Origin of the sequence: Bacteroides sp. AM32-11AC (assembly GCF_003603515.1) — a bacterium.
In the GTDB taxonomy this organism is placed as follows: Bacteria; Bacteroidota; Bacteroidia; order Bacteroidales; family Bacteroidaceae; genus Bacteroides; species Bacteroides uniformis.
Map to the genome: position 1 here is coordinate 1 of NZ_QTNH01000019.1, position 13,882 is coordinate 13,882.

12 protein-coding genes are annotated in these 13,882 nt (G+C 42.6%); 1 reads left to right on the forward strand and 11 read right to left on the reverse strand.

Translation table 11 applies throughout. The annotated features are described in order from the left end of the window. From DW800_RS17615 to DW800_RS17640, 6 genes are all read right to left on the reverse strand, one after another. The coding region (locus tag DW800_RS17615) for an MFS transporter (protein ID WP_119958240.1) at positions 1-496 on the reverse strand (496 nt) is incomplete at its 3' end. A 14-nt stretch (positions 497-510) separates the two neighbouring features. Beyond that, the gene (locus DW800_RS17620) at positions 511-1,296 is read right to left on the reverse strand and encodes a glucose-6-phosphate isomerase family protein (protein ID WP_005823648.1); all 786 of its coding nucleotides are present in this window, start codon (positions 1,294-1,296) and stop codon (positions 511-513) included. Then, positions 1,289-3,052, reverse strand: a complete 1,764-nt coding sequence (locus DW800_RS17625; RefSeq protein WP_016272607.1) for a class I mannose-6-phosphate isomerase — start codon at positions 3,050-3,052, stop codon at positions 1,289-1,291. Before DW800_RS17625 ends, DW800_RS17620 begins: the two co-directional genes overlap by 8 nt. Beyond that, entirely contained in the window at positions 3,036-3,995 is a 960-nt protein-coding gene (locus DW800_RS17630) for an ROK family protein (RefSeq protein ID WP_005823650.1), read from the reverse strand. Before DW800_RS17630 ends, DW800_RS17625 begins: the two co-directional genes overlap by 17 nt. Next, positions 3,992-4,555, reverse strand: a complete 564-nt coding sequence (locus DW800_RS17635; RefSeq protein ID WP_009037083.1) for a glucose-6-phosphate isomerase family protein — start codon at positions 4,553-4,555, stop codon at positions 3,992-3,994. Before DW800_RS17635 ends, DW800_RS17630 begins: the two co-directional genes overlap by 4 nt. Before the next feature lie 182 nt (positions 4,556-4,737). Further along, positions 4,738-5,622 carry an AraC family transcriptional regulator gene (locus DW800_RS17640; RefSeq protein WP_016272606.1) on the reverse strand — a complete coding sequence of 295 codons (885 nt, stop codon included), beginning with the start codon at positions 5,620-5,622 and terminating at the stop codon, positions 4,738-4,740. 667 nt (positions 5,623-6,289) lie between these two features. Here DW800_RS17640 and DW800_RS17645 point away from each other — a divergent pair. Further along, positions 6,290-7,516: an MFS transporter gene (locus DW800_RS17645; RefSeq protein WP_016564142.1), complete on the forward strand. Its 1,227-nt coding sequence runs from the start codon at positions 6,290-6,292 to the stop codon at positions 7,514-7,516. A gap of 89 nt (positions 7,517-7,605) precedes the next feature. Here the strand turns inward: DW800_RS17645 and mobV are convergent, their stop codons facing one another. From mobV to DW800_RS17675, 5 genes are all read right to left on the reverse strand, one after another. After that, positions 7,606-8,973, reverse strand: a complete 1,368-nt coding sequence (gene mobV, locus DW800_RS17650; RefSeq protein WP_022508104.1) for a MobV family relaxase — start codon at positions 8,971-8,973, stop codon at positions 7,606-7,608. Between the two features lie 193 nt (positions 8,974-9,166). Further along, on the reverse strand, positions 9,167-10,135 hold the full coding sequence (locus DW800_RS17655) for a toprim domain-containing protein (RefSeq protein WP_016564201.1): 969 nt from the start codon (positions 10,133-10,135) through the stop codon (positions 9,167-9,169). 254 nt (positions 10,136-10,389) lie between these two features. After that, positions 10,390-11,631 carry a primase-helicase family protein gene (locus tag DW800_RS17665; protein ID WP_016564203.1) on the reverse strand — a complete coding sequence of 414 codons (1,242 nt, stop codon included), beginning with the start codon at positions 11,629-11,631 and terminating at the stop codon, positions 10,390-10,392. A gap of 310 nt (positions 11,632-11,941) precedes the next feature. Beyond that, positions 11,942-12,331 carry a hypothetical protein gene (locus tag DW800_RS17670; protein ID WP_016564204.1) on the reverse strand — a complete coding sequence of 130 codons (390 nt, stop codon included), beginning with the start codon at positions 12,329-12,331 and terminating at the stop codon, positions 11,942-11,944. Positions 12,332-12,349: 18 nt separating this feature from the next. Beyond that, the gene (locus DW800_RS17675) at positions 12,350-13,585 is read right to left on the reverse strand and encodes a site-specific integrase (protein WP_016564205.1); all 1,236 of its coding nucleotides are present in this window, start codon (positions 13,583-13,585) and stop codon (positions 12,350-12,352) included. Between the last annotated feature and the right edge of the window lie 297 nt (positions 13,586-13,882).

Consider the following 13,882-nt stretch of genomic DNA (forward strand, 5'->3'; position numbering starts at 1 on the left):
GATTCGCTGCTGATGCAGCATGAAATTTAACGAAGTATTGTGACATGTATGAAAGTAAAATACCTATTGTAACCATTAACTGAAACATTGAAACCAGACGTCCCCTAGATTTAGCTGGAGCAATTTCTGCTATATACAATGGAACAGTAAATGATGCCACACCTATAGCTATACCAAGAAACAGACGAGAAAAAACCAAGCTCGTCAAATCCGTTGCCAGTCCTGACCATAACGCTCCCACTGCAAATATCACAGCAGAAACCAATATGATTTTTCTTCTTCCAAATATATCAGATAAACGCCCACAACATACAGCCCCCAACATAGCTCCCAACAAACCAGCCGCCGTAATCCATTCAACATCATTATTATCTATTCCCCAATCTGACTGAAGAAATGGAATCGCTCCTGAAATTACCCCAGTATCAAAGCCGAAAAGCAATCCTCCTGTTGCTACAACTGTAGCTATTAAAAATATTATATGTCTGTTTTTCATATTAAACTTATATTTTAGGGTTCAAAACTTATCCAAACTTCCTTTTTCACTGACGGATTCGGAACATATAAGAAAGTATCCGGAGCATCTTCAAAAATTTTATAAATGGATTTACCTTTCCCAATACCTAAATCATGATACTCTCTTGGAGCCTTTCTTACCAGTTCCGAAAAATGATAGTTTGTATTTCTGATCCACTTCAATCCATCACCCTCAAAAACAGGATACCATGCAATACCTTTATGACGACGAATCTCAGCATATTCAAAACCATATTCACGGTCACACCATGCACCAAACACAAGAGATTCATCTGCATTCGTACTAATGGTAGCATGTACCCAATATGGAGGGACCACCACCACATCGCCAGGCTGTGCATAAACAGCATAACACCTCCCCGGTTCATCTGTAGCCGACTCTTGCATGTAAATGACCGCCTCTCCATTCCATATCTCATAAACCTCTGGAGTGGACCATTGACTAAAAGGTGAGACCTTATGAATATGTCCCTGACTGCGAATGGGTTCCATACCCAAACTTCCTTTGGCATAAGCCACTACTCCAAAAAGCAAATGCTGTTTTTGCAAAAGCGCTTTATGAACAGTCTTACCCACATCCATAGCTATAGAATAGACAATATCCGGTCCTTCACATTTCGGATCCAACAAACTAGACCGGATATCATCCAACCACCGGTTTTCTACTGTCGGGCCAAAAACGTCCTTACCATAAATAAAACCTAACGGATTTTCTGTTATCCCTATATCAATTCCCTTATCAAAATTATCTTTATGCATGATGTCTTACAAAAGCTTTAATTGTTCCACATTCCATTCCTTCAGACTCCCCATAAGGTTTTATTGTATATTCCTTTATGGCAGCAGGAATAATAAAAGTTTCCGCATAATGGACAACAAACGGAGAAAATTGTCCTATAGGACTTTCCACTATCACCGAACGTCCCTCAATCAGATTCAGAACATTAACACCCGACTCATTCTTATGCAAAACTTTGTCCGTGAACCAATGTCTTCTTGTTTCTATAAATTCCCATTCATGAAGTCCCGTCTTTTCTTCACGCCAAGAATCTCCTTCACCAATAACAGAGACCTTGTTTATCAGTTCTTCTTTCACCCAAGACTCCGTTCTATTCCATTGTATCACATTAGCCCCATGAGCTATATTAATCGGACGCGGTCTGCCATCCAGTCCCATCCGTCCCCAATCCCACAACTTAAATGTAAAGATGTATGGGGTTGCACTAATCTCAAGTACCATGCTATTCCTTCCCGAACAATGTACCGTACCAGCCGGAATTAAAAAATGATCATGCTTCTTTGCCGGATAAATACCTACATACTTCTCCACTTCAAATTCACCAGTCCTTTGCGATTTTTCCAATTCATCAAGCATCTCCTCCGGTTTAATATTATCCTTCAAACCCAAATATACAGTTGCCCCCTCCTTAGCATCCAAAATATAGTAGCTCTCATCCTGCGTATAATGCATCCCAAATTTCTGTTGTATATATTCAGTCAAAGGATGAACTTGTAAGCTTAGATTGCCGCCTTCTATCGTATCAAGAAAGTCAAACCGTATTGGAAACTCATCACCAAACCTGCCATACACAGCATCACCCAATAACTGTCGGGGATAAGCAAAAATCAAATCAATTGACGGTATTTCCACTTTCTCATCCCCAAAGGCCAACAACAGACTGTTTTCTTCAGGTACACAGTCAAAACACCAAGCATAATTAGGCATCGTCCGTTCTAAATCGCAAACATCTTTCATCCACTGTCCTCCCCAAGGCCCCGGATCAAAAAAGGGAACTACACGAAACGGACCATTTACCGCTTTCTCCAATCCCTCAAACATCGCTTTGCCTGTAATCATCTTAGGATGATTGCGCCGGTTCGTATCCAAAACATAATCCACCTTTGCCATCAGCATCTTTTTGTGCCTATCGCATATTCTCCAATCTACGAAAAAAGCTCTTTTATACTGCAAGGAGGTTCGTTCTTCTTTATTGTTGACACCTATATTTGATATTTCATTTTTACGGAATCTGGACTGTATCTCCCATCTTGCCATATCGGCATAAATCAACAAATCAGGATGTTCACAAAGATAGGCCGCACCAACCCCATAGACTATTACAATACCAGACTGCAAATCTTCTATCTGTTGCCGGATACCAGTAACTTTATCGAAATCAAAAAAACATTCCATTGTATACCGGGTCAGATAGCCGAATAATTCATCATCGGTAATATCAGGATAGAAAAAATCATTGATTTTCTCTTCCGGCAACATCGCACTATCTGTATGAACAAATAAAGCATTATTGAACCTACCGGCAAAAGCATTACGTATATCATTCTCAAACACTCCTTGATAGCACTCAATCGCAACCACTTTCAACGGCTTCTCCAGTACCTTCAAACGTTCACTGATACTATCGGTAATGGCAAACCAACCGGAAATACAGTCATCCGAATTATAGGACACCTGCACAAAAGGATATTTATCGTAATTAGCAGAATACTTCATCTTTTATCTTTTTTCTTAAACAATATTCCAAACCATACAAAGCTGCATAATCTCCCAAGCTAGAAACTACCACAGATACTTTTGCACTCGGAGTCCAGGCAAACTTTGACACCCGTTCCTCGATATAAGGCACTATCACTTTATGGCTATTCATGATTCCCCCTCCAAGTATCACCACTTCAGGATCATAAGCATGAATAAAATTTATAACAGCAGCTCCCCATATTTCAATGCATTCATTTCGTACCAATAACGCGTCTCTATTTCCTTGTTCCGCCAATTGGAAGATTTCTTTAAAATCATAATTCTGAGATGACATTTTAAACGAAGGAGACAGGCAAGCATGATCCTTTATAATTTTATGAAGGAAGAATGAAGAGGACAAAGCCTCCACACACCCCTTGTTTCCACAAGAGCATAACCTTCCTTTGTAGTCTACTACAAAATGGCCACCCAACGAACCTGCTTGAAAGTGCTTTCCATACATTACCTCACCATTCATAATGACTCCCGATCCTATGCCCGTACCAATAGTCATCATAACAACGCTATCATATCCTCTGCCGCTCCCATATTGCCATTCTCCAATTGCTGCAAGCCGTGCGTCATTATCAATGTAAAAGGGGGCTCCCCAATGTTCATCCGCCCATCTATCCAAATCAAGCTCCACTCCATCATCATATTTTTCATTCGTAGATATAATAATGCTTTTTTTATTATTTACTAGCCCTGGAAAAGCTATACCCACTCCAAAGAGGCGCTTCACACCATTTGAATTTAGCAGGAAATCAATTGCATTTTCAATCTCCGGCAAACTTGCTGTCATATCCAAATCTTGACGAGAAGGCATTTTTACATAGTCTACCAGTTCTCCATTGCGTAAGAGACCGACTTTTGTAATGGTTCCTCCCAAATCTACAGCTATGATATACTTCATATTCATATTTCTATCAATTGGGGATTGCCATTCACACACTGTAAAGATGCAGAAAACCCGTTCTCCAAAATCACTTGATAATCATGTCCTGCGTCCGAAGGCCAACAAGCAGCGAATGACAGAACAGAATATCCTATATTTGCCACACGATGGGCCACCCCTCCAGGTATATAATGAAGACTACCCGGAAACATCCGCTCACTCCAAACCCTTCGGTTCTGATCCATCATAATCAATCTGCCTTCACCTTCCACTCCCCAATAGTACTCCCCACGATTCATATTGGCATGAAAATGTCCTTTGGTCATGAAATACTCATCACCAACCTTACCTGGATAAATTCTCGTGATTCCGAAATAGAGTCCCCCTGGCGTTCCTTCTTCAACCGGCAGATGACAAGTCACCTCATACAATAAAGTATCAGGAGACATCTGTTCATAAGCCTCACAATTATGAAAAACACCTCGTAAATCAGCCAAAGTCTTCAAACTCCTCTTCACATTTTCACCGATCAAAGAATCCTTTATAAAGAGCAAAGGCGACTCATTTGTTCTCTTATCATTCATCAGCATCATACTTTTAAAATCTTATATTGCAAAAGTACGCTGATATGGAACTCGCTCTTTCCTCTATATTTTCCGATAATTATGGTATTTTACCATTATTCGCAGCAAATGGATAAAACCTTGCAAAAAAAGTAGAAAACCAAGGCTCTAACCACCAAATATTCAATGATAAAATAGTAGAATCAAATGGCTTGTTTAGCCTTTACTCCAAACTGCTTTTGGAACTGCGACGGGGACATTCCTGTCACTTTTTTAAATTGGGATATAAAATTAGATAAGTTAGGGAATCCGACTTCCCCACTGATAGTAGAAATCTTCATTTTGTTTTCCAGTAATAGTTTTTTCGAATAACCGATACGCATTTCGTTCAGATATTCTACAAAGGTTTTCTTGGTCCTCTCCTTGAAATAACGGCAAAAAGCTGTCGGGGTCAATCCAACCAAAGTCGAAACTTCTTCCAACCTAATGGAAGTCGCAAAGTTCTTGACGAGAAACTTGTATACCTTATTAAATCTCTCAAAATCTTCTGAATTTACAGAATTCGTAAATCCCACTGAGGCCAGTAACTCATACTCAGTCGATGTGGCCATCAGCTCAAGAAGTGTTAAAAGATTCGTTACCTTCCGAACCCCTACATCATTCACCGAACTCCTTATAAACCGGGTTATCTCTAATTTCGAATTTCCGGTAAACTTCAGTCCACGCCGTGATCTCTCTATCAAATCACGAATATTATTCATTTCTGGTAATCTGATAAAATTCGGATCAAATATCTCACGTTTAAAGAACAGACAGATACACGTAGCACGCAAACCAGACTCCTTATCAAAATAAGCATCATCATTACGCCATTCATGAGGGAGATTAGGGCCAATCATACATACATCCCCCTCCTCATACTGTTCTATGCAATCCCCGACAAAACGAGTTCCTATACCTCTAGTTATATACATTATCTCTATGGCCGGATGATAATGCCAAGGTACAATGAAGTGCGGCAAGTCTTCTATATAATAATGTATATGACTGTCTATTGGGAATGGCAGATCTTGGTAAAGTGGTTTCATAGTCATCTAAGTCAATAATCACCGTTAATTATAAAAGCGAATATAGATAATTATTTTAAATTCTGAACGGTTTCGTCTAACCGTTTGATGAATAAACATTTAACGGAGTATCTGAAAAGTAATGGTAACGACTAGGAAACCGTGCGATTTTCAGCGTTTTGCGGTGTTTTACTATCAAATAACTCTTTCAGGTGCAAAGATACGACAAATCTTTGATATAGTATCCAATACAAACAGTATTCGCCATTTTTTGCCTTTCGATATATACCTATTTGCTTATGCCGTTATTTTTTGCAGATTTGGATAAAAAAGGAAAGGCAAAATTCAGGAAGCATTGAAATTCTTTACTTTAGTTAGTGCAAAAATCGAATAATTTATTGTAACTTTGCAGCGGATTCGGTGTGCATATAATACCATCCCAATTAAGATAAGTCGCAACATATATAGTGGTTTTCAATATGATTATGAACAATTGTACAATATTAACAGGTAAAAACACCGTTAATATTGCATATCATAAACCTTGGTAATTTTTCCACATTCAAATCTAATTAATTCGATTTGAATGTCATTGTCTTTGTAATCCGGCATGCTATTTCAGGCTTGTCGAGAGATTTTTTGTGCTATAAAATCAAGAAACATTCAAAAGATAAAAGGAAAAATTCAAATGGAAAAAATCAGAAATTGGAAACAAGATTTCTATACAATATGGGCGGGGCAAGCTGTGTCCCTGATAACAAGTGGGGTTCTTCAAATGGCCATCATCTGGCATCTGACAAATACAACAGGGTCTGCGATGGTGTTGTCAATGGCGACCTTGGTTGGGTTTCTACCTCAAGCGGTTTTAGGTTCTGCAATCGGAGTACTTGTTGACCGCTGGAACCGGAAAATGGTCATGATTGGTGCAGATGTCATCATAGCTTGTGCTGGACTGGTACTTACCGTAATTTCCCTGTCAGCGGAACTACCTGTATGGATAGTAATGCTCATCCTCTTCATTAGAAGCGTTGGCACTGCATTCCATTCCCCTGCGTTAAGTGCGGTAACACCTCTTTTAGTGCCTGAAGAACAGTTAGTCAAATGTGCCGGCTACACCCAGTCCATCCAATCGGCAAGTTTCATCCTAAGTCCGGCAATTGCCGCTTTTCTCTATGCAAAATGGGGGTTGAATTCTGCGGTTGCCCTTGACGTATTCGGAGCAATAATTGCCTGTATCACTGTTGCAATGGTTCACATCCCAAAACAACCGATTGAAGCGCTGCAGCAAGAAAACTTTTTCACCGAACTGCGCATTGGCTATAACGCAATACGACAAAATAAAGCTCTTTTCACATTGCTTTGGATAGGAGCAATCAATATGTTCATTTATATGCCAATCAATGCGCTATTTCCGCTGATGAGTATGAATTATTTCGAGGGAAGTACCTTGCATGCTTCCGTGGTGGAAATTGTTTTTGCAGTTGGTATGTTGTTGGGCGGACTTCTATTGGGCGCATGGGGAGGTTTCAAAAAGCGCATGGCAAATATCATCGGCTCTATCTTTCTTATGGGAGTGTCATTGACTGTTTCCGGCTTGCTACCAACCAATGGTTTTATGATATTTGCGATATGTTGTACGTTGATGGGCTTTTCTGCCCCATTCTATAATGGAGTACAGACCGCGCTATTTCAAGAACAGATACAACCCGAGTATTTAGGGCGTGTTTTCGGACTTCTTGGCAGCATCATGTCGTTTGCCATGCCGCTTGGGTTGGTAGTGTCGGGTGCATTTGCAGACCAAATCGGGGTAAACCGTTGGTTTTTGTTCTCAGGTATGGCTATTCTGCTTCTCGCTATAATAGCCTTATGTCTTCCACAACTTAGAAAGGTCGACAATCAAAAACAAAAATCATGATTTATGAAACGTAACTAAATCTAAACAGCAATAAGCCTCTGATAGGGAAATACGATTATCGGAGGCTTATTGCAATCTGTTTTAACTACTTATGTAATTCCTCTACTTTTCCTTTGTGGTTGAATTGGCTGTCGTATGCTCTGCCGTAGCCTGTCGAACTGTTCCCTGAACCATTCGCCTATGGGCTGGCGGTTGATTACGAGTGTCAGTTTAGACTTGTCCGCAGGGTCTTTCACCACTTGAAAGCCTGCTCTTTCTGTCGTAAAACTCCGATTATGTTCCTCCGAATAAAGTTTGCCCTCGTATATCAAAGGCTTACCATAAGTCAATGTCGTGGTCTGCCTTTCATTGAACCCGACAAGGCGGCACAGGCTCTCTATTCTCATAATTTCCTTTGCCATAGGAAACCATGCACACAGCTTTTCGATAATGCGTTTCAAACCTGATACTTCATCTTTGTGTCTGACACTTTTTTCCGCCATCTCCTTACGGTGATTCTGCTGTATTTCCAACAACTGGCGGTTGTGCTCGGTTTGCATCGTGTGTATGCGGTTTTGCAGTATCTCAATGGTTTCCTCATGGGTGGCAACTTCCCGATACAGGGCGGTGTTCTCCCTTTCCAAAGTCTTGACCTTGTTGCTCCCGAAAAGAGAACCGACACTTTCAGCTATGTTGGTCGCTGCGGTGGTGGCTGCACCTTTCAGTTTCTCGGTCTGTACCTCTTTCTTGGCTTGTCTGAGTTCCTGTTCGGTTTCGGTTTTCTGCTCCTGTAACCGCTTGTTTTCTGCATCAAGGGCAGCGTTCTTTTTCTGTATGTCCCGATAATACTGTGTCGTGGTGGTGTGCCGTGCTTCGGAACCTCGCACACCTCGCTGTAATCCGTATTTAGCCATAACCCTTGCATAATTGTCGTGGTACGCAATCAAGGTCTGACGGTTGAACAGGTCATCGGCACACAAACGGACGGTATTTGCTTTCTTGTGATACTTCCGTTTGCCGTCTTCCTGCTCTTTCTTGGCTTTGCGCCTTTCACCTGTCACGATGGGAACAATGGCTGCATGGATATGCGGTGTCTTCTCGTCCATGTGAAGATGGGCGGCAACCACGTTCTCCCTGCCGAATGTGGCTTGCAGCCATTGGATGCTGTCGCTGCACCATTCGTCAAGTCTTCCGTTTTCCTGTATGTCCATCATGTCCTCATGTGTTCCCGACAGAACCACTCGGACTACACGGACTTGGTCATGTGTAATCTTCCGCTTGATGCCTGCCGTGTTCAGCCTGTGGGCAATCGCTTCATCCCTGCCATGAACGCCATCGGGGTATTCTATAAGTACCCTGTTCAGATGCGTTCTTGTCGGGTCTGCGTTTTTAGGTATGATTCTTCTCTCTATATGGTCGGATTGTACGGTGTCCGATGAACCTTTTGCTTTCTTTATGTCCAATGAAAAATATCCCATGTAGTTTGATTTTTACGGTTATTGTTATGAGTGTATTCTCTGCCTGTGGCATTGGCTCTCAGGGTTTCCAAAGGGATTTCCCTTTGGCTCGATAGGGAGTTTTTAGCATTACCGTGTAATGCGTGAAGAAAACGCCCTATTGAGCTATGGTATTTCTGTCTAAATACCCTTGGGAAAGCGAACCTGTTCCCCTCTATATTTTCAGCCCTTTCTTTTTCGGTGGCTGCATCATCCGCCTTGCGGATTGTACTTGCTTCTCCTCCTTTATCGGCTCTGTCGATTGGGACAAGAGTTTTTTGCACAGGTACTCGTTCAAGTCATTATACCCTGCATAGTGAACCGACATATCCTGCAAGCGGTCACCCAACATCCGTTGCAGGTTGGCGTATGCGTTCCGTCCTGCTGTGTCATTGTCAAGGAAACAGCCGATTCGGGTATAGGTTGCCAATATGCTTTCCGCTTTCGAGAGGTTGGAAACGGAGTTGAGAATGACGTAATCCTGTGCATTCAATCGTGGGTGTTGCGGATTGTTCTTTACTCGGATGGTCAGGAACGAGAGATAATCCATGAAGCCCTCGAAAAGATAACAGACGGTTCGTGGCTCTTTTTGCTGTCGGATATGGGTGATGTCCTTCGGGGCGACACATCCCTTGAAGTATCTATTACGCACTTCATACCCTCTTGCCATATTCGGGAAGCCGATGGCGAAATAGGGTTTGTCGGCATTCTCAAACCGCAGTTCCTTACACTCCCTTTTGGCGAGTTCAATGTCTATCCCCCTTTCTTGCAGATAGGCAATGAGCGCAGGTGATGACAGCTCGCCAACTCTTAATACCCGATAAGTGCGGTTGTCGGATTGCTGCTTGCCAAAAGAAAACGATGCAGGGCGGATGTATGGTGTCCGTTCCTCTATGCGCTTCAACAGGCAGGTTACATCTTCCGTATGGTAGAGTTCCGCTGCCAATGCGATGATGTTACCGCCCTTGCCAAGTCCAAAATCGTACCATTTGTTGAGTTCTGTGTTTACCTTGAAAGATGCGTCCGTTTCCTCTCTCAGCGGTGATTTGTACCAAAAGCTGCTGCCCTGTTGCTTGACGGGCGTGTAACCCAAACTTTGCAGATAGTCTGCGATTCTGATTTGTTTAACTTCTTGTATGTTCATGATATTCTATAGATTTGATGATGATTGTAAAAACGTTGATTTGTTGAATGGCTTATATAACACATTTATTTACAGAAAGATATTTGCTCAACATCTTCTCAACAAACCACTCGCCAAAAGAGAAATCAACAATCGGGTGCTGTTCCTCTCTCAACTTCTCTTTTCGATTGTTGAGATTTTGTTGAGAGTGTATATTGTTTATTGTCAGCATAGTTATATCCTTATTCATCAATTCAACAAAAAAAAGAATGATATTACAGGGATTCAAGTTGTTCCCTCGTGACAGAATAGAAACGACCGACCCGTTTTACAGGCTCATACCGACACTCCCGATTGTAGTTGAATTGGTAGGTGGTATAGGTCAGTCCGTTGGGTGCAGGCGTAAGTTTCCAACACTCCTGCAACACCTTTCGGACTTGGTGCTTCTCCACTTTTACCTGCGAGTGTACCAGCAACAGAAGAATGTCGTTGTAGCAGAACGAGAATGTGTCCGTGCCGACACTATCCATGATGTCAAGTATCAGCTCGTGCATCTCTATCTCCAGTCGGTTACGGTTGCTGCGGATTATCTTCTGCAAGGCTTCGGTATGCAACAGCGATGGAGCAAACCACATACGGCTTTCCTTTTCGGTGGATAGTGTTCTGTGTTGCAGGAAATGAAGAAAGGCGGGTATCTCCGCTTTCAGCTTTTGCAGGAAGTCGGTATCATCAGACTGCAAGCGGTCTATCTTGCGTACCCAATAGCGTGTTTCCCCTGCATCAATGATTACAGGCAAGTACTCGTTGTTGGAGCATAGCACGAACTTGGCGAAAAACGCTATCTCGTCACGGTCTTTGCCTTTGGCTTCCACCTTGTAGGAAAGTGTGGTGCTTAGGTTCTTCAACCGCTCGCTGTCCTCCCTACGGTTGAGCAGCACCTCGTCCACCACGATAAGCAGTTTGCCGGCCCAGTCGGAATTGAATTGGCTACGGAAATCCTCGTTGGTGTTAAAGGTTACATTGTTCTGAAATAGGAGTTTTAGAAAATTCAGAAATGTGCTTTTGCCTGTGTTGCGTTCCTCTGATACCAACAGCAGGATAGGCAGCTTTTGAATGGGGTACAAGTAGAGCAGTTGTAGGTAGTCCATGCCCAACTCGTATTGCTCCCCGAAGATGTGACCTACCAAAGATTGGATATGCGAGAAATCGCCCTCTTTAGGTTGGTGGTCTATCGGTTCATAGAGGTTAAGGAACTTGCCGACCACGGGATGGTAGCCGATGTGTTCGGGTACGGTGCAGAAGCCGTCATACTTGGGAACGCTGCCGATGTAGTCCTTGCCGTAGTCTTGGCGCAGGGTTTCGTTGTTCCATGCTATGCGTTTCCTTACATACCCTCCGTTCAGTTTGGGCTGCTCCACAATCTTGTAAAGCGTAGTCCCCACTCGGATGAATTCCTCCTTTGCCATGCCACCATCCGATGGCGGTCTGTGGCTGTCTTGTTGTTTGTTAGCTGACATAATCAAATGGTTTTAAGTTTGAAAAATACCAGCTACAAAAGTATAAGCATTTATCGGATAAGTTGTTACGCAAAACGCGGCAGAACGGTGACAAATAGCCCCCGAAGAAAAAACTTTCAATGGTTTGGAACGGAAGTCGGGCAGGACAGACGAAAAAACTCCCAAAAAACGAATGTGGGGATTACGCTTTTCGGGAGAAAAAATTGGAGTTCCTGTTGATATGTCGGTCAGATTATATGCTGACACGCTGGCTTGATTACTCTATTCGTGACTGAATGAATGGATTCCGTCAGTCGTGCAACCAATTCAGCTACGAGAAGTATTCGGCTTTGGCTATGCCGTTGGTGTTCAGCGAAAAGAAGATGCTTGTTTTCTCTTTTCGCAAGTACAGTCTTTCAAGAACGGCATTGCGCACCTGCTTCGCACTGTATGTGCCGATACGGAACGCAAGGGCGATTATCGTTTCAAGGCTGTAAACCTCCATGCTGCACTTGTCGGACAGTCGGATGGTATGCCTTATCTCACACTCATTCAGAATGCCGTTCTTGCAGAGTGTCTTTATCCCTGCCCTGATAGTCGGGGCGGTTACATTGAACAACTCGCAAAGCTCCCACTCACTCATGGCGGTTGCCTGTATATCTTTCGGCATAACTACATTGCCGAACTCGTTCATTGTTATGATGTTTCTTTCCTCTTTCATTATCGTTTGATTTAAGGGTTACTGAATGGCATTGCAAATGTTCTTTTCCATATCCTCCAGTTTGTGCGACAATGTTTCCATATCCTGACTAATCTTTTGGGCTGTGATTTTTGCGTAAATTTGGGTCGTTTTTATGTTGGTATGTCCCAAAAGTCGGCTGACGGTTTCAATGGGTACTCCGTTGGATAACAGCACAGTGGTCGCTGCCGAATGTCTTGCTACATGATAGGTCAAGTGGACTTTTATACCGCACAACTTGGCAATGGCTTTCAGCTTCTTGTTGCAAGTCGTGTTACTCGGCATGGGGAATACTTTATTATCTCTTGTCATACCCCTGTACTTCTCTATTATCTTTCGGGGAACATCCAACAATCGGATATTGGATTCCGTGTTAGTTTTCTTTCTTCGGGTGATAATCCACAGATTTCCGTCAAAGAATGTTTGCAGGTTGTCTTCCGTAAGGTTCTTGACATCGGAATATGCCAAACCTGTAAAGGTGGAGAACAGAAATAAATCCCTGACAAGCTCGTGTGTCTTGTCGGGCATATCGGTGTTCATCATTGTGTGTATCTCCTCTCTCGTAATATACCCTCTGTCCACGCTTTCGGGAGAGTTGATGTACCCTGCAAAGGGATTGAACGGCAGACGACCGTCATTCCTCGCTATGGAAATAATGTGTTTCAGCACAATCATGTAGCCCCAAATGGTATTGGTGCGGCATTTTTTCTCAGTACGCAGGAAATACTCGAAGTCGTTGATGAACGAGAGGTTCAACTCTTTTAACGGAATATCTTCACGCTTGTAGGTATGGGGTAGGAACTCACGGATGTGCTTGCAGACGGTAACATAACGTCGGAATGTTCCTTTTGCCCTGCTGTGTCCCACTTTCTTGGCAAATTCGCTGTTGTGTTGTTCAAACAGTTTTAGCAAGGTTTCCTGTTTGATACCGATGCCGAGATAGGCATCTTTCAACTTGGCAGCAGTGACATAACCGTCCGTCTGCATCAACTCTTGATAACGGCGGTTTATCTCCACTCTGATTTTGTCAACGGCACGGTTGATTCTTTGCGCTTCGGCACTCTTACCCGAAGCACGGTTGTTCTTCACGTCCCACAGGCGCAAGGGAACATCCATCTTGCAACTGAACTGCTTAATCTCTCCGTCCACCGTAATGCGACACATCAAAGGCAGGTTGCCGTTGGGTTTCTCACTGCCTTTCTTCACGTAGAACAATACCTTAAATGTACTTCTCATAACTCACTTTTTTTTGGTTACAAAATTAATTCATAGTGAGTTACCGACAGATACGACACATAACGCCAAACGATGCAAAATTTAGGTTTCGCAAGAAATTTGCATCATCGCACGGGTAATGATAAAGTAACTGAACTTTTGCTGCGTTTGTCCATATTCTGTCTCTTCTTGGCTTTTGAACAAGAGAAAAATATAGCGTAACGAACGCTTTTTCAGTCTGTTCGCTACGCTTTACTCAAATTTGCTATTCCGTTAGGTGTTTATTTTATCAAAGCAAGCTATTGTATGTTAAAACTC

Bases quoted from the DNA above. Each gene is read 5' to 3' on its own strand.
- DW800_RS17620 (WP_005823648.1), bottom strand. From the start codon at position 1,296: ATGCATAAAGATAATTTTGATAAGGGAATTGATATAGGGATAACAGAA.
- DW800_RS17625 (WP_016272607.1), bottom strand. From the start codon at position 3,052: ATGAAGTATTCTGCTAATTACGATAAATATCCTTTTGTGCAGGTGTCC.
- DW800_RS17630 (WP_005823650.1), bottom strand. From the start codon at position 3,995: ATGAATATGAAGTATATCATAGCTGTAGATTTGGGAGGAACCATTACA.
- DW800_RS17635 (WP_009037083.1), bottom strand. From the start codon at position 4,555: ATGAATGATAAGAGAACAAATGAGTCGCCTTTGCTCTTTATAAAGGAT.
- DW800_RS17640 (WP_016272606.1), bottom strand. From the start codon at position 5,622: ATGAAACCACTTTACCAAGATCTGCCATTCCCAATAGACAGTCATATA.
- DW800_RS17645 (WP_016564142.1), top strand. From the start codon at position 6,290: ATGGAAAAAATCAGAAATTGGAAACAAGATTTCTATACAATATGGGCG.
- mobV (WP_022508104.1), bottom strand. From the start codon at position 8,973: ATGGGATATTTTTCATTGGACATAAAGAAAGCAAAAGGTTCATCGGAC.
- DW800_RS17655 (WP_016564201.1), bottom strand. From the start codon at position 10,135: ATGAACATACAAGAAGTTAAACAAATCAGAATCGCAGACTATCTGCAA.
- DW800_RS17665 (WP_016564203.1), bottom strand. From the start codon at position 11,631: ATGTCAGCTAACAAACAACAAGACAGCCACAGACCGCCATCGGATGGT.
- DW800_RS17670 (WP_016564204.1), bottom strand. From the start codon at position 12,331: ATGAAAGAGGAAAGAAACATCATAACAATGAACGAGTTCGGCAATGTA.
- DW800_RS17675 (WP_016564205.1), bottom strand. From the start codon at position 13,585: ATGAGAAGTACATTTAAGGTATTGTTCTACGTGAAGAAAGGCAGTGAG.